The organism is Roseovarius sp. THAF27 (genome assembly GCF_009363655.1).
Lineage (GTDB): Bacteria > Pseudomonadota > Alphaproteobacteria > Rhodobacterales > Rhodobacteraceae > Roseovarius.
The window spans coordinates 2323771-2348435 of record NZ_CP045393.1 but is presented as its reverse complement, the minus strand read 5'-3'; the positions used below and the strand labels follow the sequence as shown (position 1 = coordinate 2348435).

The window sequence follows — 24665 nt, the reverse complement described above, 5'->3', positions numbered from 1 at the left end:
CATCCAATCGGGAGGACTCAACATGTCTGATTATTTCGATCTGGGCGCCTATACCCGCCCCGTGACGTCGGTTCCCGTAGCCCAGACCTGGTTTGATCGCGGCCTTGTCTGGTTGTTTGCCTATAACCATGAAGAGGCCATCGTCTGTTTCGAGAAGGCGATCGAGGCCGATCCGGAGTGCGCGCTGGCGCATTGGGGCATCGCCTATGGCATCGGGCCCAATTACAACAAGGCGTGGGAGGTTTTCACGCCGGAGGAAAAGGCGCCCGCGCTGGAGCGCGCCCACGACGCGCTGAAGGCGGGGCTGGCGCTGGACGGCGCGCGTCCCCTGGAGCGCGCGCTGCTGGAGGCGCTGGCGTCGCGCTATCCTACCGATCCTGCGATCGAGGATTACCAGCCCTTCAATGACGGCTTCGCCGAGGCGATGCGCCCGGTCTACGAGGCGCACAAGGACGACCTCGATGTGGCGTGCTTCTTCGCGGAAGCGCTGATGAACCGCACGCCTTGGCAGCTTTGGGATTTCCAGAGCGGCGTGCCCAACCCCGAAGGCTCGACCGTCGAGGCGATGGCGGTGCTGGAACGCGCCTTTGCCGAGACGCCCGGCGCGTGGGACCATCCCGGCCTGTTGCACATGTACATTCACCTGATGGAGATGTCGCCCCATCCCGAAAAGGCGCTGCGCCACGGCGACCGTCTGACCGATCTGGTGCCGGATGCGGGGCACCTTGTGCATATGGGCACCCATATCGACGTATTGTGCGGCGACTACCAGAACGTGCTGGCGCGCAACCTTGCCGCCGCAGAGGTGGACGAGCGGTTCAAGGATTATGCGGGGGCCGCCAATTTCTATGCGCTCTACCGCATTCACAACCTGCATTTCGCGGCCTATGGCGCGATGTTCCTGGGACAGAAGGCGGCGGCCATTGGCGCCGCCACGCGTTTGCGCGGCGAGGTGCCCGACGAGGTGGTGCGGTCCTATCCCGACATCTTCGAGACCTTCGTGGCCGCCGCGCCGCATGTCTATATCCGCTTCGGGATGTGGGAGGAGATCCTGGAACTGGATCAGCCCGAGGACACCGAGCTTTACGTGACCACCGACGCGCTGATCTGTTACGCCAAGGCCGTGGCGCTGGCCAATCTGGGACGCCATGCCGAGGCAGAGCGCATGGCGGCGGCGTTCACCGAGGCCTACGCGCTGGTGCCTGACACAAGGATGCTGTTCAACAACAAGGCCCGCGACGTCCTGGCCGTGGGCGAGGAGATGATGAAGGGTGAACTGGCCTTCAAGGCCGGGCAGCGGGAGGCGGGACTGGAGCACCTGCGCCGTGCGGTCGCGCTGGATGACGGGTTGGAATACGAGGAGCCGTGGTCCTGGCCGCAACCGACGCGCCATGCGCTGGGGGCGCTTCTGATGGAGGCGGGGAAATACGACGAGGCCAAGGCGGTCTATCGCGCCGACCTGGGCCTGGATGGAAAGTTGCCGCGGCCCAGCCAGCATCCGCGCAATGTCTGGGCGCTGCACGGCCTGCACGAATGCCTGCAACGGCGCGGCGCGCCGGAGGAAGTGCCGCATGTGAAGCTGCTGCTGGACCAAGCGGTCGCACGGGCCGATATTCCCGTTCGCGCAAGCTGTCTGTGCCGCAAGGCCGCGGCCTGAGCGGCAGAGCCCGATTGCGCCGCGATCCCCTTGCCGGATGTGGCGCGCTGCCACCGTGACGGTGCAGCGCTGATACAATGTCAGCCTGCCGATGGCCTCGCGGATTTCTGCGGTGGCGGGAGGGTGTCGCATGTCGGGTCGGCGCGACCAAGCTGTCGTTCACTACGGAGGCGATCGCCAGCCCACAGGAGGGGCTGACGATGGCCGGGCCGCTGCGCGGCTGTTAACCGGCTGGGGGCTCGGTGCCAGTGACTTGTAACGGACACGATCCTGACAGTTGTTGCGGGCGGCACAGATGTCGGCTGCGTCATATTATAGTGTAGATTGCTCGGACATGACGATCATGATAGCCGAAAATCTCAAGCCCTGATTAAACATGTAAAATTACTGCAAATCAAATGTCACTGTCGAAAACCGTACTCGATAAGACCAGCCTTCCGAAGGCAGTGCTTTTCATGTGCGCGCTGTGTCTGCCCTTCAAACCTGCTTTCGCCTGCATGCCTCTCAACGAGCCGCTGGGTATCTCGATATGCCTCGACGACACGTCATGGGAGCCGCGTGAAGACGCCGGCGATGACTTTCTCTTCTACAATACCGCCGTTGGTTTTGCCGCCAACGTCAGGATTTTCGACGGGGGCACGAATGACGGCTTGGAAAGCGAACGCGCCGCACGCCGCCTGGCCGAGGCAGACAGCGAAGAAACCCGGGATTTCGCTCTTTTGCAGGCCGGAAAGGTTGCAAGCGGCAACTTTGTTTACGTCGCCCGCGGGGTACTGAACGGCCGGTTCAATATCTATGTGAATACGGTCTCTGTAGGCCCGACAAAAACGCTGCGCCTCACCACCTGGCGCATGGGCGACACGCTGTCCGATAGCGATCGCGAAATGCATATCGCGTTTGGAAATCTGCTGAAGACCGAGCCGTGAAACCTGCGGCTGTCGTCCTGACCTGAACATATCGCAACACAGACACAAGGTGCTTCATAGTGGGTTTTTTCACGGGTTTGGACGCAAACGATCATGACGGGCACTTCGATGCGCTAACCAACATGCTGGAGGCGAAGCACGGTGTCGCGATCCCCCCCGCGCAGGAGCGCGCCGCGTTCTGGCATGAGACGGAAACCGTTTTCAATGCTCCGCTCGGACAAGAGGTCAGATCGTTTCTAGGTTTCATCGCGGATGTCGCCGCCAGCGGGCATTTCGAGACACTGGTCGGTGACAAAGGGAAAATGAAGCCAACGCAGCCCTGCCAGTATCTCCTTGAACTAAAGGATCTGACCGACATCGACCCCTTGCTCAAAGGGATCAGTTTCATGCAAACTCGCCAGTCGCGATCATACTTTTCAATTCTGTCATCCCGGCAAGCGCAATCCCCCTGTCCAACGGCAAACTACGCGCTGCAAAGATACAAGGGCAAAAAGGAACTGGTGCGCAGCCCATATGGTGATGTCAGTCTCATTTCCTTTGCGCTTCGGTTTTTCGGAGACAGATCGAGAAAGGAAGGCCGTTCGTTGAGTTCGGCCTCATCAGATGCCGAGGCGTTTTACGCGGAAGCATGCCGGTGTTTTGGCGATCCGGCTGAATTGGGCGCAGGCGTGTATTTTTTCGAAGCCGACAATGCCGAGATATTGATCAGGCCACTTGCCGATATCGGGATTGATCTGAGTGTATTCGACCTGCGCAAGCCGTGGCCCGTTTCAGATGAGCTTTTGAGGCTGTTGGATGGCGGGATGGCGACGTTCAAAGCCTGACCCGCCACATCCAATGCGGCGTTGCTCCGGCGGATGTCTGGCATGGCGCACGCGGGGTCCGGGGCTGATCGGCCCCTTGTGGATAACTGTCACATCCCCGTCACGGAATCGCGCTACCCAAATCGCAAGATGTTCCGCCAAATCCAGTGCTTGCCAGAGGCGGAACACGATATATAGTGAACTCAATCAAGGGGCGGCTGTCACGCCCCGCACCAGAGCACGAGGCGATTACGAGCGGGGGTAACTAAGGTCATGGATGCAGATTTCAGGACGGAATTCGTAAGGTCGCCTTCGGCGCTGAAACATCATCCGGCGCTGGTTCTGAATGCCGATTATCGGCCGCTCTCCTATTACCCGCTGTCGCTTTGGCCCTGGCAGGATGCGGTCAAGGCGGTGTTCCTCGACCGGGTCGATATCGTCGCCGAATACGAGGACACGGTGCGAAGTCCCTCGACCGAGATCAGGATACCCTCGGTCATCGTCCTCAAAGATTACGTCAAACCTCAAAAGCGCGTGGCCTTCACGCGCTTTAACTTGTTTTTGAGGGATGAATTCCAGTGCCAGTATTGCGGGGCGAAGGGGGATCTGACCTTCGATCACGTGGTGCCGCGCGCCAAGGGTGGGGTCACCAGCTGGGAGAACGTGGTGGCGGCCTGTTCGCCCTGCAACCTGCGCAAGGGGTCCAAGAGCCTGCGGCGTTCGGGCCTGAGCCTGCGCAAGCCGCCGCGCGCGCCAGCGGCAGAACAGTTGCGCAACATGGGGCGCAAGTTTCCGCCCAACCACCTGCATGAAAGCTGGATCGACTTCCTTTACTGGGATGCCGAGCTGGAAGCCTAGGGCGCTCTTCTAAAAGATTGACCTGAAATCGATCTGCGTGTTGGCTTTGCCGGGTGGCACCGGGGAGGGGCGCATGCGGCTGGGGATCTATCAATGCGATGCGGGCGGGCTGTCGACCAGTGCGCGTCTGAGGGCGCTGGAGTTGCGGCTGGCCGAGCGGGAGGTCGACCTGATGGTCTGCCCCGAACTTTTCGCCTCGGGCTACATGGGGGCGGATCACGCGGCGCTTGCAGAACCTGCGACAGGCCCGTTCTTTGAGGCGGTGGCGGATATGGCGAAGCGGCACGAGACGGCCGTGTGCTATGGCTACCCCGAGGCGGCGGACGGCGTGATCTACAACGCCGCGCGGCTGGTGGGGGCGGAGGGCGCGGCGCTGGCGAACCACCGCAAGCGGTTGCCGTCGCCCGGCAGTTTCGAGGAAGAGACATTCGCCAACGGCGATACGCTCACGCTGGTGGAGCATGGCGGGCTGCGCATCGCGATCGTCATCTGCTACGAGGTCGAGTTTCCGGAAAGCCTGCGCAAGGCGGCGCAGCATGGCGCCGAACTGGTGCTGGTGCCGACGGCGCTGGTCGATCGGTGGGGCGTGGTGGCCGAGAAACTGGTGCCGACGCGGGCCTTCGAGAACGGGCTGTGGCTGGCCTATGCCAACCATGCGGGCCAGGAGGACGGCGTGCGGTACTTGGGCGGCAGCCGGATCGTGGCGCCGGACGGGGTGGAAGAGGCGGTGGCGGGCGACACGGAAACGGTGATTGTCGCAGGTGTCGATGCCGAACGCGTGGCGGCGGCGCGGAACCGGCTGCCCTATCTGCGCGACGCGGCGAAATTGTGAGTGGCCTGATATGACAGGGCCTGCCTTCGATGATGGTGAATTGGCGGGTCGCGTGACGCGGGCCTGTGCGGTTCTGAAAGCGCAAGGGCTGGACGGTCTGCTGATCTCGGTGCCAGAGAGCATCTACTGGCTGACGGGGCTGGACCATTGGGGCTTTTTCGCCGCGCATGTGCTGGTGCTGAACGCGGATGGCGAGATGGCGCTGGTGTGCCGCGCGATGGAGGGGATCACGGTCGCCAACCAAGTGCGCAATGCGCGGTTTTACGGCCATGCGGATCACGAGGAATTGTCGGACCACGTGCTGCGGGCGATGGCCGATCTGGGCCTCAAGGGCGCGCGCGTCGGGATCGAGAAGCGCAGCCTGTTCCTGACCCCGCGCCATGCCGAGCGGATTAGGGCGGGGGAGGCCGCGTGGATCGACGGGTCGGGTCTGATCGACGACCTGCGGCTGGTGAAATCGCCGGTCGAGATGGCCTATACCCGTAAGGCGGCGCGGGCGGCGGACCTTGGCACGCTGGCGGCGATCGAGGCGGTTACGGATGGCGCCAGCGATTACGAGGTGGCCGCCGAATACCACCGCGCGGCAATCCTGGCGGAAAGCGAATATCCCGGCTTCGGGCCGTTCTTTCGGCCCACGTCTCGGCTGGGCGAGGAACACACGACATGGCGCGGCGACGTGTTTCGCACGGGCGACGCGGTGTTCATGGAGACCTGTGGCGCCTATCGCAAGTATCAGGCGCCGATGGGGCGGCTGGTCTACGTGGGTGCGGCGCCAAAGGGCGTGGAGCGGTCGGTGGCGTTGGCAATCGAGGGCATGAAGGCGATTTGCGCCGCATTGAAACCGGGCGGTGTTGCGGGCGACGCCTATGCCGCGTGGCGCGAGGTGGCGAAGGATGCAGGCCTGGCGGACTATAACCGGCATCACTGCGGCTATCTGGTGGGGATCGGCTTTCCGCCCAGCTGGACGGGCGGATCGATGGTCACGAGCCTATTCCCAGGCTCGCAGCGCAGGCTGGAGGTAGGCATGGTTTTCCACGCCCATTCATGGTTCACCAACACGGATGTGGTGGACTATTTCATTTCCAATACGGTGATGCTGACGGAAAACGGCGCGGAGGTCCTGACGGACCAGACGCCCGAGACGCTGATCGTCAGGAATTAGGCCGGGCAGGGGCCCGGCCCATGATTTGGCTCAGGCCGCGGCGCGGTTGCGGCGGCGTTGGCGGCGGGGTTTGCCCGCGCCCTGGTTCTGACCGCCTGCGTTCGCGCCTGCCTGTCCGTTGCCGCCGTGCGACGGCTTGCGGCGGCGGTTCTGACCGCCTCCCCGTTTCTTCGAAGCTTGCGCCTGTTCGTTCACCGGGGCCGTGCCGCTGGCGACGGGAACGGTGATCTTCATCACCTTCTCGATGTCGCGCAGAAGGCCCGTTTCCTCGGGCGCGCAAAGCGAGATCGCCTCGCCCTCGCGGCCTGCGCGGGCGGTGCGGCCGATGCGGTGGACGTAGTTGTCGGCCACTTCGGGCAGGTCGTAGTTGACCACGTAGGCGACGCCGGGAATATCGATGCCGCGCGCGGCCACGTCGGTGGCGACGAGGATGTTGGTGGTGCCGTCGCGGAACGCCTTCAAGGCGCGGTCGCGCTGGCCCTGGCTCTTGTTGCCGTGGATCGAGGCGGCGTTGAAGCCGTCGGACACGAGCCCCTTCATCAGCCGTTCCGCGCCGTGCTTGGTGCGGGAGAAGACGAGCGTGAGGGCGTGCGGGTCATCGGCGAGGATCTCGCGCAGCTTCGATGATTTGTCGTTCTTGGCGACGTGGTGCACCGACTGGGTGACCTTGTCGGCGGCCTTGCCCGGGGGCGAGACCTGAACCCGGCGGGGGTTGGTCAGGTAGGCGGCGGAGATCTCTTCCATCTGCTTGGGCATGGTGGCCGAAAACAGCATGGTCTGGCGTGGGCTGCCCAGGTGCGGCGCGATCTTGCGCAGCGCGTGGATAAAGCCCATGTCGAGCATCTGGTCGGCCTCGTCCAGCACGAGGTGACGCGCGGTGGAAAGGTCGAGCGCGCGGCGCTCCATCAGGTCGATCAGGCGGCCGGGCGTGGCGACCAGGATGTCGGTGCCGCGGCTGAGAAGACTGATCTGCTTGCCGATGGATTGCCCGCCGACGACGGTGACGACGCGCAGCTTGGTGCCCTTGGTGAGGTTGCGCAGGCTGTCGGCGATCTGGTTCACCAGTTCGCGCGTGGGCGCGAGGATGAGCGCCTTGACGGTCTTTTCGGCGGGTTTGCCGGGCGCCTCCAGCAGGTGCTGGATCAGCGGCAGGCCGAAGGCCAGCGTCTTGCCGGTGCCGGTCTGGGCGAGGCCCATGACGTCATGGCCTTTCAGCGCCAGCGGAATGGCCTTGTTCTGGATGGGCGTCGGCTCTGTCAGGCCGGCGGTCTTGAGAGCGGTATTGAGTTCGGGCGCGAGGCCCAGCATGTCGAAATCGTACAAGTCGTATCCTTTGCGGGCCACAAGGCGGAAGCCTGCGTGACCAAGAGGTATGGCCCGCACGGGATGCGCGGGCGCAAGGGTTGCGCGGACACTTTAAGACGTCGCGGGCGTATCCCGCGCCACCTGGCGCCGCATCAGAAACCCTGCGTGATGGGGGAACTGGAAAAATCGGGCTGGTTGCTGGTTCGGGCGGATGGCCCGGCTCACGCGCAATCGCAGCGATGGGAGACAGATGGGGGATTGCGGGGCAGGTGTCAAGCAATACCCAGAATTTTCGGAATTGCAGGAGGGGGTGATGCTTAGCGGTCGTGGTGAAGGTCAGGAGTGAGCCCTTTGTGAGACATTGGGTTCGAGCACCCAGCCGGTTAACCGCCGCGAAGCGGCCCGGCCATCGTCAGCCCCTCCCTTGGGCTGGCGATTTGGCGAGGCTGGGCGCAACGATCCTTTTGAGGACGTGTTTGGCAGGCATGAAGTGCTTCAGAATTGCCCTCGGATCGCCATCCCAGGGGCTGACGATGGCCTCCGTCGTGAACGGCGGCTTCGACTGCATAGCAGACAATGACTGGTCAATAGAAAAAGGCGCCGCGGTTTCCCGGGCGCCTTTCTATCGGGTCTGTATCGACGTCAGCTTTTCGCCGGTTCGTTGGCCGGGGCCGGGGTGGGCGACGCGCCTTGCTGTGCCGGGGCGGCTTGTTTCTTGCCGCCGGCGTTGAGCGGGTCGTCCTGCCGCTGCACCGAGCCCTCGAAATGGGCACCGGATTCGATGGCGATGGTCTTGTGGATGATGTCGCCTTCGACGCGGGCGGTCGAGGTCAGGCGCACCTTTAGGCCACGCACGCGGCCGACGATGCGGCCATTGATCACGACATCATCGGCGATGATCTCGCCCTTGATCGTGGCGCTTTCGCCGATAGTCAGCAGGTGAGCGCGGATGTCGCCCTCGACAGTGCCTTCGACCTGGACGTCGCCGGTGGTCTTGAGGTTGCCGGTGACGTGCAGATCGGGCGACAGGACCGATGCGGGCGGCTTGGCCTTGGGGGCCGCGGCCTTGAATTCACCGCTGCTGGCGGTGCTGGTGTCCTTGCGCGGCTCGGCCGGCGCGGCGGGTTTGGCCGCAGAATCCTGCTTCGGCGCGGGGTCGTTGATTTTGCTTTTAGAAAACATCTCTTGCAGCCTTGATGTAGATCATGGGATTGACGGCCTTGCCGCCGACACGGACCTCGTAGTGTAGATGGGTGCCGGTCGAACGTCCAGTGCTCCCCATATCACCAATTCGATCCCCGCGCGAGACCCTTTGGCCTTTTTTGACCCGCAGCTGGGACATGTGGGCGTAGCGGGTCTCGATCCCGAACTCGTGCTGGATCTTGACCAGGCGGCCATAGCCCGACTGCCAGCCGGCATGGGTGACCACGCCATCGGCGGTGGAATAGATCGGCGTGCCGTGGGGGGCCGCGAAATCGGTGCCGGAATGCATCCGGCCCCAGCGCATCCCGAAGCCCGAGGTGTAGCGGAAGGAGGACTTGACCGGCATCGCGAAGGGCGCCTTTTGCGCGGCGATGCGGTAGAGGTTCAGCTTGTCCATGCCCTGAAGGATGCCATTGGCGCGGCGGGCGTCCGCCGAGGGTTCCTCGCCGCGGGTGGAAAAGCTGAGCGGCATCAGCGGGCCGCCCTGGCCGGAATAGCCCGAGCGCACCGTGGCAATCAGATTGTCCGGGTTCATGCCGGCGGCGCTGAACATCTTGTCCAGCGGCTCGACCGAGATCGACATCGCCTCTTCCAGCTGGCGGAAGATCTGGTCGTTCTGGTCCTGCATCAGCTGGATCTGGCTGGCCATCTCGTCGGCGCGCAGCAGAGCGTCCTCCGCATCGGCGGTGACCTGATCACGCTCCTGCGCGGTGGCGGCCAGCTGGGACGACAGGAACTCGACCATCGGGTCCTCGCCGGTGCTGCCCGAGGCGCCGGGCAGGGGCGTGTCGCCGGAATTCTCGATCGCCGCGGCCAGCTCTTCGGCCTCGTTGCGGGCGCTGTCGCGGTCTTTCATGGTGCGGCGCAGGGTGGACTGGATCACCTCGATCCCGGTTTCCAGTTCGCGGCGGCGGGTCTCGGACGACAGAAGCTCGGTCTGCATGACCGAAATCTGCTCCAGCGCCGAGTTGAAGCGGTTTTGTGCCGCGAGCGCCTCTTCGGCGCGCTTGTCGCGTTCGTCCTCGAGCGCGTTCAGCCGGGCCTCGTAGGTGCGCTGATCTCGCTTGGCCTGTTCACGGAAGTTGCCCGATCCGATCGAGTCCATCACCAGGACCGCGGTCGCGATGATCGCCCAGGCTACGATGGCGGAGGCGCCGAGGAAGGCAACGAGTTGCGTGGCGGGGCGGAGCCTGATGAAGCGTGTGTCGGTGTCTGACCGCAGGAAAACGCGGCGTTCCGGGAAGTGTCTTTCCAGAAAGTGGTTCAGCTTGATCAACAATCGACTGCGCACGTTTCACTCCGTCCCTTGCAACCTTTTCCCCGTGTCGATGCTCAAACCTCTGCCGCGTCGTCTGCCGCGATCGTGTCCATTCTTGGCCGGATGGTCCGGTGGCATCGTCCGGGGTTGGGTACACAGCAGGGTCGTATTGGGCAAGGATTTTGACCACGGCTGCGTGGCAGTGCGCCGATTTGTGCCGGAACTGGCAAAAAATTGCCGATTCATAAGGGGTTGATTGCGCGGATACGCTAGGTGCCGGGGACCGGACCGTTGGCTAGCGGCCAGTAGAAATCGGGCGGCAGGCCCGCCTCGGCGCGTTTCTCCTCGTTGAAAGGCGGCTTGAGCGCGCCGTGGAAATAGCGCCGGACAAGATCGTGAAAGGCGGTTTTCGGATCCATCTCGTGCCGCCCGCAAAGGAAGTGGAACCACTTCGACCCATAGGCGACATGCGCGACCTCCTCGGCATAGATTACCTTCAGCGCATCGACCGTCCGGGTCTCTTTGGCGCCTTGGAAGAGGTCGATCATGCCGGGCGTCACGTCGAGGCCGCGGGCCTCGAGCACCATCGGCACGACGGCGAGCCGGCCCATGAAATCCTCGGCCGTGTCCTCGGCGGCGCGCCACATGCCGGCATGGGCATCCAGCGCGCCGTAGTGAATGCCCTTTTCCTCAAGACAGTCGCATACCAGATTGAAATGCTTGGATTCTTCGTCGGCCGCCTTGACCCAGTCGTCGTAGAACCCGAGGGGCATCTTCACGTCCGTGAAGCGCGCGATGATGTCCCAGTGAAGGTCCACGGCATTGAGCTCGATATGTGCGACGGCGTGCAGGATCGCCAGCCGTCCGGGCGCGGTACCGGGGCGGCGGCGGGGCACGTCGCGCGGGTCCAGAAGCTGCGGCAGGTCGGGGCGGGCCGGACGCAGCGGCGGCGCGGCGGTGCCCACGGGCAGGTCGCGCCCGGCAGCACGGGCGGCGAACCAGGTGGCGGCATGGCGCCGCGACAGCGCCGTCTTTTCGCGCCCGTCGGCGGTGGTGAGAACCTCCACCGCCATTTCCGCAAGGCTTTGATCGGTCACAGGGCGCGCACCGCGTCCAGCACCTCCTCGGCGTGGCCGTCCACCTTTACCTTGGGCCAGACCCGGGCGACCATGCCTTCGCGGTCGACCAGCACGGTCGTGCGCTCGATCCCCATGAAGGTCTTGCCGTACATCTTTTTCTCTTTCCAGACGCCGTATTCCTCGCAGACATGCGTTTCAGCGTCAGACAGAAGGGGAATGCCCAGCTCATGCTTGTCGCGGAACTTGTCGTGCTTGGCCACGGTATCCTTGGAAATGCCGAAGACCTTGGCGCCCGCCGCGTCGAAGTCCTCGGCCAGGCCGGTGAAGGCGATGGCCTCCTTGGTGCAGCCGGGCGTGTCGTCCTTGGGATAGAAATAGAGCACGACCGGCGCGGGGCGCTGTTCGGACAGGGTGACGAGGTCGCCGCCGTCGCGCGGCAGGGCAAAATCGGGGGCCGGTTGGCCGGGTTCGAGCATGTCGGATTCTCCCATGAGCAAAAAGTGAGTTTCAAATTAACGCGTAAGCGGCAAGAATAAAGCAAAGAGGGCAGGCAAATGCGCGGCGAACGCGCGACATCGGGATTTATGAGCGACACGGCGCAGACAAAACCGCGCGGCAAGCGCCTGAAACGGTTCGGCCTCTGGAGCGTCGCGCTGGTGCTGGCGGTGTGCCTGGGGCTGAGCGTGGCGGCGGTCTCGATGCTTGGCACGCGGCTCTCGGCGCCGGACTGGGTGCGGGACCGTGTCACCCGCGAGATCAACGCGGCCGTCGAAGGCGTGTCGCTGCATTTCGGCGACATGGCCGTGGTGATGGAGGAAGGCTGGGTGCCGCGCCTGTCGCTGCGCGACGTGACGGTCCGCGACACCACCGGCCTGCCCATCGCCAACCTGTCGGACGTGCAGGGCACCGTGGACCTGAAGGCGCTGTTGCAGGGACAGTTGCATCCCAGCACGGTGCGCCTGTCGGGGGCGCAGCTGAGCTTTCGGCGCACCGACGCGGGCGAGGTGGGCGTCACGCTGGGCGAGGTGGGAACTTCCGAGCAGCAGCCGGTGACGGTGGCCGCGATGGCCGAGCGGCTGGACGTGGTGCTGAACCGGCCCGCCTTCAGAAGCCTGACGACAATCGAGGCCACGAACGTCTCGCTGCGCTACGAGGACGAGCGCACCGAGCGGGCCTGGACCGCCGATGGCGGGCGACTGGACGTGACGCGCGAGGGCGACGACATCCGCCTGCGCGGGGATTTTGCGCTGATCGGCGCGCGCGATTATGCCACCACGCTGGCGTTGAACTATACCGGCCGCCTGGGCAGCGCGGCCTCCGAGGTCGGCCTGAGCTTCGAGGACATGCCGGCCCGCGACGTGGCGGGACAATCGCCCGCGCTGGCGTGGCTTTACGCGATCGACGCGCCGATCTCGGGCGCGCTGCGCGCCTCGGTGGATGACACGGGCAAGCTCGGCCCGCTCAACGCGACGTTGCAGATCGGCCAGGGCGCGGTCAGGCCGAACGAGGCGACCGAGCCCATCGCCTTCGACTCGGTGCGCAGCTATTTTACCTACGACCCGTCCGAGGATCGCATCGTCTTCAACGAGCTGTCGATCGACAGCAAGTGGGTCAAGACCAGCGCCACGGGCCATGCCTATCTGGTGGGGGTGGAAAAAGGCTGGCCGCGCGAGATCCTGTTGCAGGTCAACCTGTCGGAGGTGGTGGCCAACCCGATGGACCTTTATGCCGAGGCGGTCACGCTTCAGGGCGCGCGCATGGATATGCGCCTGAAGCTGAACCCTTTCGCGCTTACCCTCGGCGAGCTGAGCCTGTCGGACCAGGACGAGGTGCTGCGGTTGAGCGGCGAGGCGCGGGCCGAGCCGGAAGGCTGGGACGTCACGCTGAACGGCCACATGGAGCGCATCGACCCCGACCGCCTGCTGCAGCTCTGGCCCGAGCGGCTTCAGGACAAGACCCGCGACTGGATCACCGAGAACGTGCGCGCGGCGGACCTGCGGAACATCCAGCTTGCCCTGCGGTCGCTGCCCAAGCGCAGCCCGGACTTGTTCCTGGGCTTCGATTTCGAGAAGTTCAGCACGCAGTTCATCAAGAATTTTCCGGTGATCGAAGATGCGCACGGGCACGCGTCCTTGATGGACAACCGTTTCGTGGTGTCCGCACTGGGCGGGCACGTGACCGCGCCGCAGGGCGGGCGGGTCGATATCTCGGGCACCAGTTTCGACATTCCGGACGTGACGATCAAGCGGACGCCCGCGCAGGTGAACCTGCGCACACGCAGCACGATCACGGCGGCCCTGTCGCTGCTGGACGAACCGCCGCTGGAGTTTCTGACCAAGGCCGGGCGCGAAGTGACCCTGGCGGACGGCATGGCGGAATTGCAGGGCGTACTTGACCTTCGCCTGCTGAAAAAGCTGTCGGTCGAGGACGTGGAGTTCGACATAGCGGGCACGTTGCGCGATGTGCGCAGCGAGGTTCTGGTGCCGGGCCGGGTGCTGTCCTCCGCCGCGCTGGACGTGGCGCTTGCGGACGATGTGCTGACAGTGGCCGGGGCGGGGCGCATCGGGCAGGTGCCGTTCGACGGGCGGTTCGAGACCGATATCAGCCCCGGCGCGAACACCAGCACGGTGCGCGGCTGGATCGAATTGTCCGAACGCTTTGTCGAGGAGTTCGGCATCGGATTGCCGCCGGGCAGCGTGTCGGGCGCGGGCCGGGCCGACATGGAGATCGACTTTGAAAAAGGTGCGCCTGGCGTGTTCCGGCTGAGCTCGACCCTGGCCGGTGTGGGCCTGCGCGTGCCGCAGCTGGATTGGGCGCTGTCGCAGGGTGCGACAGGCCGGCTGGAGGCGTCGGGCCGGCTGGGGGAGCCGCCCTCGATCGACCGGCTGGAGATTTCGGGCGCGGGGCTGACCGCGCGCGGCGCGGTCACCCTGCGCGACAACGGCCAGCTGAACCGGGCCACGTTTTCGCAGGTCCAGATCGGCAGCTGGCTGAAAGCGCCGGTGGAACTGGTCGGGCGCGGTGCGGGTGCGGCGCCGGCGTTGCGCGTGCAGGGCGGTTCGGTGGATCTGCGCCAGACCTCGCTGGCGGGCGATGGCGGCGGTGGGGGCCGACAACGCACGCAGCGCGGCGGGCCGGTGTCGCTGGCCTTGGACCGCCTGCAGATATCGGACGGGATCGCGCTGACGGATTTCCGGGCGGACCTGGACATGTCGCAGGGGGCCAACGGCAGCTTTACCGGCCGGATCAACGGCATGTCGCCGATCACCGGCCGGGTCGTGCCGCAAAACGGGCGCAGCGCCTTTCGCATCCAGGCCAAGGACGCGGCCGGGGTGCTGGTCTCGGCGGGGCTGGTCAAGGGCGCCCGCAACGGCAAGCTGGACGTGACGCTGGTGCCGGGCAAGGGCCCGGGCATCTACGAGGGCAGGCTGACGGCCAAAGGGTCGATGCGGCTCAAGGATGCGCCGTCGATGGCCGCGCTTCTGAACGCGTTGACGGTCGTGGGTCTGCTGGAGCAGTTGGGCGGCGACGGCATACACTTCGAGTCGCTGGAGGCGCGTTTCCAGCTTTCGCCCCAGCGCGTCACGCTTTATTCCAGCAGCGCGGTGGGCGCCGCAATGGGGATCACGATGGACGGCTATTACTATCCGGAAAGCGGGCAGATGGACATGCAGGGCGTGATTTCGCCGGTCTATTTGGTGAACGCCGTGGGCTCGCTCTTTACCCGGAGGGGCGAGGGGTTGTTCGGGTTCAACTATACGCTCAAGGGGCCAGCCCGCAGCCCGCGGGTCAGCGTCAACCCGCTGTCGGCCTTCACTCCGGGCATGTTCCGGGAGCTCTTCCGCCGCCCGGCACCGGAATTGCCGCAATCCAGACAGCCCGCGCAGAGCACGCAGCAGGGGGCGGAGGGGTCACAGTCGCAGCCGCCGCAATCGGGCTCGCGCGTGCGGGATTTCAACAATCGGGAAGCCGGCAGATGAAGCTGTCGGATTTCGATTTCGACCTGCCCGAGACGCTGATCGCGACCCGGCCCGCACGACCGAGGCCGTCGGCGCGGCTGCTGGTGGCGCGAGGGGACACGATCACCGATGCGCGGGTCCATGACCTGGGCCGGTACCTGCGGCCCGGCGATCGGCTGATCCTGAACAACACCAAGGTCATCCCGGCGCGCCTGTCGGGGCTGCGCCGGCGTGACAGTGCGCAGGGCGAGACCGAGGCGCGGATCGAGGCGACGCTGCTGGACGCCACGCCCGAGGGCGACTGGCGGGCGATGATCAAGCCATTGAAAAAGCTTCGGACCGGCGAAGTGGTGCGCTTTGGAGCGGGCCTGGAGGCGACTCTGCTGGACAAGGAGGACGGGCAGGGCATGCTGCGTTTCAACCTGTCGGGGGAAGATTTCGACGCCGCGCTCAATGCGGCGGGCGCGATGCCGCTGCCGCCCTATATCGCCAGCAAGCGCGCCGCCGATGCACGTGACCGCGACGATTACCAGACGGTCTTCGCCAAGGAGACCGGCGCGGTGGCGGCGCCCACGGCCAGCCTGCATTTCGACGACGCGCTACTGGCGGAACTGGCGGCGCAGGGTATCGCCTTTACCGAGGTCACGCTGCATGTGGGCGCCGGCACCTTCCTGCCCGTGAAGGTCGAGGACGTGACCACCCACCGGATGCACGCCGAATGGGGCGAGGTCAGCGCGGCGGCTGCGGCCGAGATCGCCGCGACGAAAGCGCAAGGCGGGCGGGTCATTCCGGTGGGCACCACCGCGCTGCGCCTGATCGAAAGCGCCGCCCGCGATGGCACGATCGCGCCGTGGCGTGGCGAGACGGATATCTTCATCTACCCCGGTTTCGAGTTTCGGGTGACGGACGCGCTGATGACCAATTTTCACCTGCCCAAGAGCACCCTGATGATGCTGGTCAGCGCCTTGATGGGGCCCGAGCGCATCAAGGATATCTACACGCACGCCATCCGGAATGAGTACCGATTCTTCTCTTACGGGGATTCGTCTCTTCTGGTACCCGATGCCGTGGATGACGGGGAGGAGACCTGAATGAAACTCAACAAGGTGCCGGGCTTTGTCAGCCGCGTCATGTGGGTGGGGCTGATCACCAGTGCCGCGCTTTTGATCTTGAACTACGTGATCGCGGGGCTTGTCTGTGCGCTGATCGTCTTTGCCGCCAACCTTGCGCTCAAGCGCGAGCCGGTCAAGCTGTGGGTCTTTCGCGTGCTGACCGGGATGTCGCGCGAAGAGCTGGAGCGAGCGACGCTGGCCGATCTTCAGGCGGGTGCCACGACGTCGGACCGGGGCAGGCCGGACCCCCACGATCCGCCGGCCGGCTGACCTTCCGCCCCGGAGCGGGCTGCCGCGCGTGGTTCCGCCCATCGGCGGCTGTTGCGGCGCCGGACGCTGTTGAAACCGGCGGGAAACACTGGCAAGGCCTGCACCAGCGACGGATCGAGTCGCGTTTGAGCCAGACCTGTTGTGCGACGCCCGTCTAGACGGGCTGAAAGTCATTGGAGTTCCCGCATGTTTTCCGTTCTTTCCAGCGCCTGGGCCCTGCTTTTGGGCATGATGCTCTTGCAGGTCGGCAACGGCATGCAGGGCACGCTCCTGGGTGTGCGCGGCCAGATGGAAGGCTTCTCGACGCTGGAAATGTCGCTGGTGATGTCGGGCTATTTCCTGGGCTTCCTCTTCGGCTCGCGCATGGCGCCGGAGATGATCCGGCGGGTGGGCCACGTGCGGGTTTTCGCGGCGCTGGCCTCGATGATCTCGGCGGTGATGATCCTGTATCCGGCTTTTGCCAACCCCTGGGCCTGGGGCGTGGGGCGCGTGCTGATCGGGTTCTGTTTTTCCGGCGTGTACGTCACCGCCGAAAGCTGGCTGAACAACGCCGCCACGAACGACAACCGCGGCAAGGCGCTGTCGCTTTACATGATCGTGCAGATGGTCGGTATCGTCAGCGCCCAGGCGCTGATGCTGACCGCGGATCCGGGCGGATTCGTTCTGTTCATCATCCCGTCCGTGCTGATCTCGCTGTCCTTCGCGCCCATTCTGCTGTCGATCAGCCCGACACCGGCCTTCGACACGACCAAGCCGATGACCCTGCGCGAGATCATGCGGATCTCGCCCCTGGGCTGTGTCGGCATGTTCCTTCTGGGCGGCGTCTTTGCGGCCCAGTTCGGCATGGCGGCGGTCTATGGCGCCGAGGCGGGGCTGACCGTGGGGCAGATCTCGACCTTCGTGGCGACGTTTTATGTCGGCGCGATGCTGGTGCAGTACCCGCTGGGCTGGCTGTCGGACCGGATGGACCGGCGGTTGCTGATCCTGATCGCCTCGGCCATTGCGGCGCTTGGCGCGGTGATCGGCATGGCCCTGGGCGGCGTGTTCTGGCTGTTGCTGGTGGCGGCCTTCCTGGTGGGCGGCATGTCGAACCCGCTTTATTCGTTGCTGATCGCCTATACCAACGACTTCCTGGGGACCGACGACATGGCGGCCGCGGCCGGCGGCATGGTGTTCATCAACGGGCTGGGCGCGGTCTTTGGCCCGATCATCACCGGCTGGATCATGGGCGTGGTGGGGCCGAGCGGGTATTTCCTGCATATCGCGACACTGTGCACGATGATGGCGGCCTATGCCGCGTACAGGATGACCCAGCGCGCGGCGCCCGACGACACCGATCGCTACACCGCGGTGGTGCCGGGTGTGTCGCCCATGGCGGTGACCTATGCGCAGGAAGTTGCCATGGAGGCGGCAGAGGAAAATTCAGAGGATGGACAGGCCGCGTGAGATTGCCCATATGCGCGGCAGAAACGGGACGATGTCACGAAACATTGCCTTTGTTGCAATTCTTTACTGTCCACCGGGCAGGGGATGTCGTTAACCTGTTACATATGAGTGCTGCCCACTACGGGAGGATAGGATGACAGCGCCCGAGGATATTTTGAATTTCTGGCTCGACGAGGTCGGGCCGAAGGGCTGGTACGAGGCGTCCGACGATCTGGACGAGACGGTGCGCGACAGGTTTCTCGATGCGTATCACCGCGCCTGTGACGGGACCAACGGGCTGTGGCTGACCTATCCCAGCGGCACGCTTGCCTATATCATCCTGATGGACCAGTTTCCGCGCAACATGTTCCGCGACCAGGCGCAGGCCTTCGCCACCGACAAGTTCGGACTGGCCGCCGCCAAGGCTGCGATCAACAAGGGTTGGGACACGCGCATCGACGAACCCGCGCGACAGTTCTTCTACCTGCCGCTGATGCATTCGGAGAACCTGTGCGATCAGGACCGCTGCGTGCGGCTGATCTGCGAGCGGATGCCCGAAGGCGGCGACGACAACCTGCTTCATGCGCGCGCGCACCGCGAAGTGATCCGCAGCTTTGGCCGGTTCCCGCACCGAAACGACGTGCTGGGGCGCGGCAGTTCGGACGCCGAGAAGTCCTTCATGAAGAAGGGCGGCTACGGCGGAGTGGTGCGCGAGCTTCAGGACGCCGACGCCGCCGCATAACGCAAGCGGTGCGAGCTATTGGAATTCATGGACAAACCGGGCCGGCGCGTGGCATCTTGTTGCGGGAGGCTTAGCTACGTTGTGGTCGTCTCCGAGATAGTTTAATATCAAACTATATTTTGAAATCGACCTGGGAACGGAGCATCGCATGGCCGCGCAATCCTATGACATGATCGTAATCGGGGCAGGGCCGGGCGGCTATGTCGCCGCCATCCGGGGCGCGCAGCTGGGCCTGAAGGTGGCCGTGGTCGAGCGCGAGCATCTGGGCGGGATCTGCCTGAACTGGGGCTGCATTCCGACCAAGGCGATGCTGCGATCGTCCGAGGTGTTTCACCTGATGCACCGCGCCAAGGAGTTCGGCCTGAAGGCAGAGAAGATCGACTATGATCTCGACGCGGTGGTCAAGCGGTCGCGCGACGTGGCGAAACAGCTGACCTCGGGCGTGGGCCACCTGATGAAGAAGAACAAGATCACCACGGTGATGGGCGAGGCCAAGCTGACGGGCAAGGGCAAGGTTTCGGTCAAGACCGAGAAGGGCAGCGAGGAGCTGACCGCCAAGACCATCGTTCTGGCCACCGGCGCGCGGGCACGCGAACTGCCGGGGCTCGAGGCCGATGGCGACTTGGTGTGGACCTACAAGCACGCGCTGAAGCCGCCGCGGATGCCGAAGAAACTGCTGGTCATCGGCTCGGGCGCGATCGGGATCGAGTTCGCCAGCTTCTACAACACGCTGGGCGCCGACACGACCGTGGTCGAGGTGATGGACCGCATCCTGCCGGTCGAGGATGCCGAGATCGCGAAATTCGCGAAGAAGGCGTTCGAGAAGCAGGGCATGAAGATCATGGAGAAATCCACGGTCAAGCAGCTGGACCGCGCCAAGGGCAAGGTGACTGCCCATATAGAGACCGGCGGCAAGACCGAGAAGCTGGAGTTCGACACGGTGATTTCCGCCGTGGGGATCGTCGGAAATACCGAGAACCTCGGCCTGGAGGACCTGGGCATCAAGGTGGACCGTAGCCACGTGGTGGTGGACGAATACTGCCGTACCGGCGTCGACGGCATCTATGCCATCGGCGACCTGGCCGGCGCGCCTTGGCTGGCGCACAAGGCCAGCCACGAGGGCGTGATGGTGGCCGAGCTGGCCGCCGGCGGACACCCGCATCCGGTGCGCCCGGACAGCATCGCCGGCTGTACCTATTGCCACCCGCAGGTGGCCAGCGTCGGCCTGACCGAGGCCAAGGCCAAGGAGGCGGGATACGAGGTGAAGATCGGCAACTTCCCCTTTATCGGCAACGGCAAGGCGATTGCACTGGGCGAGGCCGAGGGCATGATCAAGACCGTCTTCGACGCCAAGACCGGCGAATTGCTGGGCGCTCATATGGTTGGCGCGGAAGTGACCGAACTGATCCAGGGCTATGTGGTGGGCCGCCAACTGGAGACCACGGAAGAGGACCTGATGCACACGGTCTTCCCGCACCCGACGCTCAGCGAGATGATGCATGAAAGCGTGCTGGATGCCTATGGGCGGGCGGTGCACTACTGAAATGAGCGCCTGCGGCGCGCAGGTTTGGTAAAAGCGGGGGCGCTGCCCCCACGTTGAAACGACGTTTCAACGTTCCCCCGGGATATTTTCGGCCAGAGGAAGCGGTGCGGGGCTTTTCGCATTGGGCCGCATCTGAGATGGTGCGCGTGTCGATGACATTGGAAGTGTAGCGGAATGGCGAGCCTCAACCGTATCGTGATGTACAAGAGTTCCCGCGCCTGGTTCGAGGAGCTGGACCTGGCGTCGATGGAGGCTGCCGAGGTGTCGGGCAAGCATGGCCGGCGGTATGAGTTCAAGAGTTACGAGCGGTTCCGCTATCCGGCCCATGACATCTGCGCGGGGCCCTATACCGACGAGGACGGGACCGTGCGGCAGTTCGATATCGTGCTGGCCAACCAGGTGTGGGAGCATCTGGACCGGCCTTATGCCGCGACGCGCAACGTGATCGAGATGCTGCGCCCGGGCGGATATTTCTGGGTCGCGGTGCCGTTTTTCATCCCCTATCACGGCGATCCGGTGGATTGTTCGCGCTGGACGGCGCGGGGGCTGAAGAACCTGCTGATCGAGGCCGGGTTCGACGAGGGCAGGATCCGTTCCGAGCAATGGGGAAACAGGCTGGCGGGACTGCGGAACCTGGGTGAAGACTGGCCGCCGGATTACGACCCGGAGCGCGACAATCTGGACAACGATCCGGCCTTTCCGATCTGCGCCTGGGCGCTGGCCCGGAAGTGATCGGCAAATAAACTGTGGATAAAGCAGGCGCTGCTGACAGGGCCTGACCGCTGTTCGCGCTATGTTCCGTTTTTCCCCTTGGAAGAACGGGCGGCGTAAACTATCTGTCAACGGGTGAGACACCGGGGGCAGTATGGCCGAGCTGAAGAACATCGAAGTACGGGGCGCGCGCGAGCATAACCTCAAGAACATCGACGTGGATATTCCGCGCAACGAGCTTGTGGTGATCACCGGCCTGTCGGGGTCGGGTAAGTCGAGCCTGGCGTTCGACACGATCTATGCCGAAGGGCAGCGGCGCTATGTCGAAAGCCTGTCGGCCTATGCGCGGCAGTTCCTGGACATGATGGAAAAGCCGGACGTGGACCATATCAGCGGTCTGTCCCCGGCGATTTCGATTGAGCAAAAGACGACCAGCAAGAACCCGCGCTCGACCGTCGGCACTGTGACCGAGATTTATGACTACCTGCGGCTGCTGTTCGCGCGGGTCGGCACGCCCTATTCCCCTGCAACCGGCAAGCCCATCGAGGCGCAGCAGGTGCAGGATATGGTCGACCGCGTGCTGGCGATGGAGGAGGGCACGCGCGCCTTCCTGCTGGCGCCCATCGTGCGGGACCGCAAGGGCGAGTATCGCAAGGAGTTTTTGGAGCTGCGCAAGCAGGGCTTTCAGCGGGTGAAGGTGGACGGCACGTTCTACGATCTCGACGAGCCGCCGACGCTGGACAAGAAGTTCCGCCATGACATCGACGTGGTGGTCGACCGGATCGTGGTGAAGGACGGCATCGGCACGCGGCTGGCGGACAGTTTCCGCACCGCGCTGGACCTTGCCGACGGCATCGCGATTTTAGAGACGGCGCCGAAGGAGGGCGAGCCGGAGCGGACCACGTTCAGCGAGAATTTCGCCTGTCCGGTCAGCGGCTTCACCATTCCCGAAATCGAGCCGCGGCTGTTTTCGTTCAACGCGCCGTTCGGGGCCTGCCCGGATTGTGACGGGCTGGGGATGGAGCTGTTCTTTGACGAGCAACTGGTGGTGCCCGACGCCGCTCTGAAGCTTTATGACGGCGCGCTTGCGCCATGGCGCAAGGGAAAAAGCCCTTATTTTCTGCAGACCATCGAGGCCATTGCGCGGCATTACGAATTCGACGCCAACACGCCGTGGCGCGATCTGCCGGCGCATGTGAAACAGGTGTTCCTGCATGGCTCGGGCGACGAGGAAATCCAGTTCCGCTATGACGAGGGCGGGCGCGTCTACCAGGTGTCCCGCGTGTTCGAGGGGGTGATCCCCAACATGGAGCGGCGCTATCGCGAGACGGATTCGAGCTGGGTGCGCGAGGAGTTCGAGCGCTATCAGAACAACCGACCCTGTGGCACCTGCGGCGGCTATCGCCTGCGGGAAGAGGCGTTGGCCGTGAAGATCGGCAAGCCGGATGACCTGCGCCATATCGGGCAGGTGGTACAGATGTCGATCCGCGAGGCGTTCGACTGGTGCGAGACGGTGCCGGACGCGCTGACGCCGCAGAAGAACGAGATCGCGCGGGCGATCCTGAAGGAGATCCGCGAGCGGCTGGGCTTCCTGAACAACGTGGGGTTGGAGTACCTGACGCTCAGCCGGAATGCCGGCACGCTGTCGGGCGGGGAAAGCCAGCGGATCCGGCTGGCCAGCCAGATCGGGTCTGGTCTGACCGGGGTGCTCTATGTTCTGGACGAGCCCTCCATCGGGCTGCATCAGCGCGACAACGGGCGGCTGTTGCAGACGCTTCAGAACCTGCGCGACCAGGGCAACACGGTGATCGTGGTCGAGCATGACGAAGAGGCCATTCGCACCGCCGATTACGTCTTTGACATCGGCCCCGGTGCGGGTGTGCATGGGGGCGACGTGGTCAGCCATGGCAAGCCCGAGGCGGTGGCGGCCGACAAGAACTCGATCACCGGGCAGTACCTGTCAGGCATGCGCGAGATTGCCGTACCCGCAGAGCGCAGGCCGGGCAATGGCAAGCAGATCAAGATCATCAAGGCCACCGGCAACAACTTGAAATCCGTCGATGCCGAGTTTCCGTTGGGCAAATTCGTCTGCGTGACCGGCGTGTCCGGTGGCGGCAAGTCCACGCTGACCATCGAGACGCTGTTCAAGACGGCCTCAATGCGCCTCAATGGCGCGCGGCAGACGCCCGCCCCCTGCGAGACGATCAAGGGGTTGGAGCACCTGGACAAGGTCATCGACATCGATCAGAGGCCCATCGGGCGCACGCCGCGTTCGAACCCGGCCACCTATACAGGCGCCTTCACGCCGATCCGCGACTGGTTTGCCGGACTGCCCGAGGCCAAGGCGCGTGGCTACAAGCCGGGGCGGTTTTCCTTCAACGTCAAGGGCGGTCGCTGCGAAGCGTGCCAAGGCGATGGCGTGATCAAGATCGAGATGCATTTCCTGCCCGACGTTTACGTGACGTGCGAGACCTGCAATGGCGCGCGCTACAACCGCGAGACGCTGGAAATCCAGTGGAAAGGCAAGAGCATAGCGGACGTTCTTGATATGACGGTCGAGGATGCGCAGGAGTTCTTCAAGGCGGTCCCGAGCATACGCGAGAAGATGGATGCGCTGATGCGCGTGGGACTGGGCTATATCAAGGTGGGCCAGCAGGCCACGACCTTGTCGGGCGGCGAGGCGCAGCGGGTGAAACTGTCAAAGGAACTGGCCAAGCGGTCCACGGGCCGGACGCTCTATATCCTCGACGAGCCCACCACGGGGCTGCATTTCGAGGACGTGAAGAAACTCTTGGAAGTCCTTCATGAGCTTGTGGAAAGTGGCAATACGGTCGTGGTGATCGAGCACAATCTGGACGTGGTGAAGACCGCGGACTGGATCGTCGATATCGGCCCCGAGGGCGGCGATGGCGGCGGCGAGATCGTGGCCGTGGGCACGCCCGAGGATGTGGCCGAGGTCGAACGCAGCCACACCGGACGATACCTCAAGGACATGCTGGCGGCGCGCAAGGTGGCAGCTGAATGAGGCGGTTTGCCTTTGTCCTGCTGGGGCTGATGCTGCCCTGCGGGGCGTGGGCGCAAGGCGGACCGGATTGCGGATTTGCGGAAGAGCCGTGTTTCTGCGGCGGGCTGTTTGCGGTTTTGGAACTCGCCGACGATGATGCTGCGTTCGAGGCCGAGCTGCGCCAACGGGCTGCGGAGATGCGAGCACGTGTGCAGGCGTTCCTTGGGGAAACGGCAGGCAACAAGCTATTCGATGGCTGGGTTGCGGCATGGCGCGGCCTGCCGCAAGGTATGGAGGGGCAGGTGATGCTGGCCAACGGCTTGGCGCGGTGCGAAGGTTACGTCACCGGTGTGGCGGGGCGACCGAGCGTATCGGTTGGCCCTTAAAGGCAATAAGTATCAGATACTTGCACACTGAATTTAATTCAGGATGCGCGCGGCGGCCCCGATCAGGTCGAGCACTTCGCGCGTGTCGCGATCGACGCGCAGAACCTGATCGCCAACCCGGCAATAGGTGCCGTAGGGGTCAAGACCATAGCGGCCCGGATCACGGATTACGATATAATCGCCTTCGATGACGTCGCCCCGGCGGTACCCGTCATAGCGATCATGCCCATACCCCGAGTGTTTCTTGGCCTGTCCCGGCGGGACGCACGGCACGGCTTTCTTGGCCAGCCCGGGAGGGCAGCCGTTCGACTTGGCCGCCACGGGTCCGGCAAGCGACACGGCGACGATGGAGGCGGTCAGGACGGGTTTCCACATATGGTTTCTCTTTCTGCTTTGGCGGATAACACCTGGGCAGAAGGAGCGTTACTGA

General features: G+C 64.4%; 21 protein-coding genes. 15 read left to right on the top strand and 6 right to left on the bottom strand.

The genetic code is table 11. From position 1 onward, the window contains the following. Nucleotides 1–22 precede the first annotated feature (22 nt). The 6 genes from FIU89_RS11685 (at nucleotide 23) to FIU89_RS11660 (ending at nucleotide 6238) form a co-directional block, all read left to right on the top strand. The gene (locus tag FIU89_RS11685) at nucleotides 23–1657 is read left to right on the top strand and encodes a hypothetical protein (RefSeq protein ID WP_152492758.1); all 1635 of its coding nucleotides are present in this window, start codon (nucleotides 23–25) and stop codon (nucleotides 1655–1657) included. A 398-nt stretch (nucleotides 1658–2055) separates the two neighbouring features. Further along, nucleotides 2056–2583 carry a hypothetical protein gene (locus FIU89_RS11680; RefSeq protein ID WP_152492757.1) on the top strand — a complete coding sequence of 176 codons (528 nt, stop codon included), beginning with the start codon at nucleotides 2056–2058 and terminating at the stop codon, nucleotides 2581–2583. Between the two features lie 59 nt (nucleotides 2584–2642). Beyond that, nucleotides 2643–3407 (top strand): hypothetical protein, encoded by a 765-nt coding sequence (locus FIU89_RS11675; protein WP_152492756.1) that lies wholly within the window; start codon nucleotides 2643–2645, stop codon nucleotides 3405–3407. Nucleotides 3408–3659: 252 nt separating this feature from the next. Continuing rightward, nucleotides 3660–4244, top strand: a complete 585-nt coding sequence (locus tag FIU89_RS11670) for an HNH endonuclease (RefSeq protein ID WP_152492755.1) — start codon at nucleotides 3660–3662, stop codon at nucleotides 4242–4244. Nucleotides 4245–4317: 73 nt separating this feature from the next. Further along, the gene (locus tag FIU89_RS11665) at nucleotides 4318–5076 is read left to right on the top strand and encodes a carbon-nitrogen hydrolase family protein (protein WP_152492754.1); all 759 of its coding nucleotides are present in this window, start codon (nucleotides 4318–4320) and stop codon (nucleotides 5074–5076) included. A 10-nt stretch (nucleotides 5077–5086) separates the two neighbouring features. After that, nucleotides 5087–6238, top strand: a complete 1152-nt coding sequence (locus FIU89_RS11660; RefSeq protein ID WP_152492753.1) for a Xaa-Pro peptidase family protein — start codon at nucleotides 5087–5089, stop codon at nucleotides 6236–6238. A gap of 30 nt (nucleotides 6239–6268) precedes the next feature. Here the strand turns inward: FIU89_RS11660 and FIU89_RS11655 are convergent, their stop codons facing one another. From FIU89_RS11655 to FIU89_RS11635, 5 genes are all read right to left on the bottom strand, one after another. After that, on the bottom strand, nucleotides 6269–7561 hold the full coding sequence (locus tag FIU89_RS11655) for a DEAD/DEAH box helicase (RefSeq protein WP_152492752.1): 1293 nt from the start codon (nucleotides 7559–7561) through the stop codon (nucleotides 6269–6271). A 624-nt stretch (nucleotides 7562–8185) separates the two neighbouring features. Continuing rightward, a complete protein-coding gene (locus FIU89_RS11650) occupies nucleotides 8186–8725 on the bottom strand; it encodes a polymer-forming cytoskeletal protein (protein ID WP_152492751.1) in 540 nt (179 codons plus the stop codon). Further along, nucleotides 8715–10037, bottom strand: coding sequence for a M23 family metallopeptidase (locus FIU89_RS11645; protein ID WP_172978097.1), 1323 nt, complete (start codon nucleotides 10035–10037; stop codon nucleotides 8715–8717). The genes FIU89_RS11650 and FIU89_RS11645 overlap by 11 nt, the downstream gene beginning before the upstream one ends. A 236-nt stretch (nucleotides 10038–10273) precedes the next feature. Continuing rightward, nucleotides 10274–11077, bottom strand: coding sequence for a ferritin-like domain-containing protein (locus tag FIU89_RS11640; protein ID WP_152494497.1), 804 nt, complete (start codon nucleotides 11075–11077; stop codon nucleotides 10274–10276). Nucleotides 11078–11097: 20 nt separating this feature from the next. Next, the gene (locus FIU89_RS11635) at nucleotides 11098–11559 is read right to left on the bottom strand and encodes a peroxiredoxin (RefSeq protein ID WP_152492750.1); all 462 of its coding nucleotides are present in this window, start codon (nucleotides 11557–11559) and stop codon (nucleotides 11098–11100) included. A 108-nt stretch (nucleotides 11560–11667) separates the two neighbouring features. Between FIU89_RS11635 and FIU89_RS11630 the strand changes: the two genes are divergently transcribed. The 9 genes from FIU89_RS11630 (at nucleotide 11668) to FIU89_RS11590 (ending at nucleotide 24235) form a co-directional block, all read left to right on the top strand. Further along, the gene (locus FIU89_RS11630; RefSeq protein WP_152492749.1) at nucleotides 11668–15063 is read left to right on the top strand and encodes a DUF3971 domain-containing protein; all 3396 of its coding nucleotides are present in this window, start codon (nucleotides 11668–11670) and stop codon (nucleotides 15061–15063) included. Then, the gene (gene queA / locus FIU89_RS11625) at nucleotides 15060–16133 is read left to right on the top strand and encodes a tRNA preQ1(34) S-adenosylmethionine ribosyltransferase-isomerase QueA (protein ID WP_152492748.1); all 1074 of its coding nucleotides are present in this window, start codon (nucleotides 15060–15062) and stop codon (nucleotides 16131–16133) included. Before FIU89_RS11630 ends, queA begins: the two co-directional genes overlap by 4 nt. Next, the gene (locus tag FIU89_RS11620; RefSeq protein ID WP_152492747.1) at nucleotides 16134–16424 is read left to right on the top strand and encodes a hypothetical protein; all 291 of its coding nucleotides are present in this window, start codon (nucleotides 16134–16136) and stop codon (nucleotides 16422–16424) included. A gap of 186 nt (nucleotides 16425–16610) precedes the next feature. Further along, nucleotides 16611–17870, top strand: coding sequence for an MFS transporter (locus FIU89_RS11615; protein ID WP_152492746.1), 1260 nt, complete (start codon nucleotides 16611–16613; stop codon nucleotides 17868–17870). Nucleotides 17871–18003: 133 nt separating this feature from the next. After that, a complete protein-coding gene (locus tag FIU89_RS11610; RefSeq protein WP_152492745.1) occupies nucleotides 18004–18591 on the top strand; it encodes a DUF924 family protein in 588 nt (195 codons plus the stop codon). Nucleotides 18592–18739: 148 nt separating this feature from the next. Then, nucleotides 18740–20134: a dihydrolipoyl dehydrogenase gene (gene lpdA / locus FIU89_RS11605; protein ID WP_152492744.1), complete on the top strand. Its 1395-nt coding sequence runs from the start codon at nucleotides 18740–18742 to the stop codon at nucleotides 20132–20134. 174 nt (nucleotides 20135–20308) lie between these two features. Beyond that, nucleotides 20309–20866 carry a bifunctional 2-polyprenyl-6-hydroxyphenol methylase/3-demethylubiquinol 3-O-methyltransferase UbiG gene (locus FIU89_RS11600; protein WP_152492743.1) on the top strand — a complete coding sequence of 186 codons (558 nt, stop codon included), beginning with the start codon at nucleotides 20309–20311 and terminating at the stop codon, nucleotides 20864–20866. Nucleotides 20867–20999: 133 nt separating this feature from the next. Then, nucleotides 21000–23870 (top strand): excinuclease ABC subunit UvrA, encoded by a 2871-nt coding sequence (gene uvrA, locus FIU89_RS11595; RefSeq protein WP_152492742.1) that lies wholly within the window; start codon nucleotides 21000–21002, stop codon nucleotides 23868–23870. Next, complete coding sequence (locus tag FIU89_RS11590) at nucleotides 23867–24235, top strand: hypothetical protein (protein WP_152492741.1); 369 nt, start codon at nucleotides 23867–23869, stop codon at nucleotides 24233–24235. Before uvrA ends, FIU89_RS11590 begins: the two co-directional genes overlap by 4 nt. Nucleotides 24236–24268: 33 nt before the next feature. Here the strand turns inward: FIU89_RS11590 and FIU89_RS11585 are convergent, their stop codons facing one another. After that, a complete protein-coding gene (locus FIU89_RS11585) occupies nucleotides 24269–24610 on the bottom strand; it encodes an excinuclease ABC subunit A (protein WP_152492740.1) in 342 nt (113 codons plus the stop codon). Nucleotides 24611–24665 lie beyond the last annotated feature (55 nt).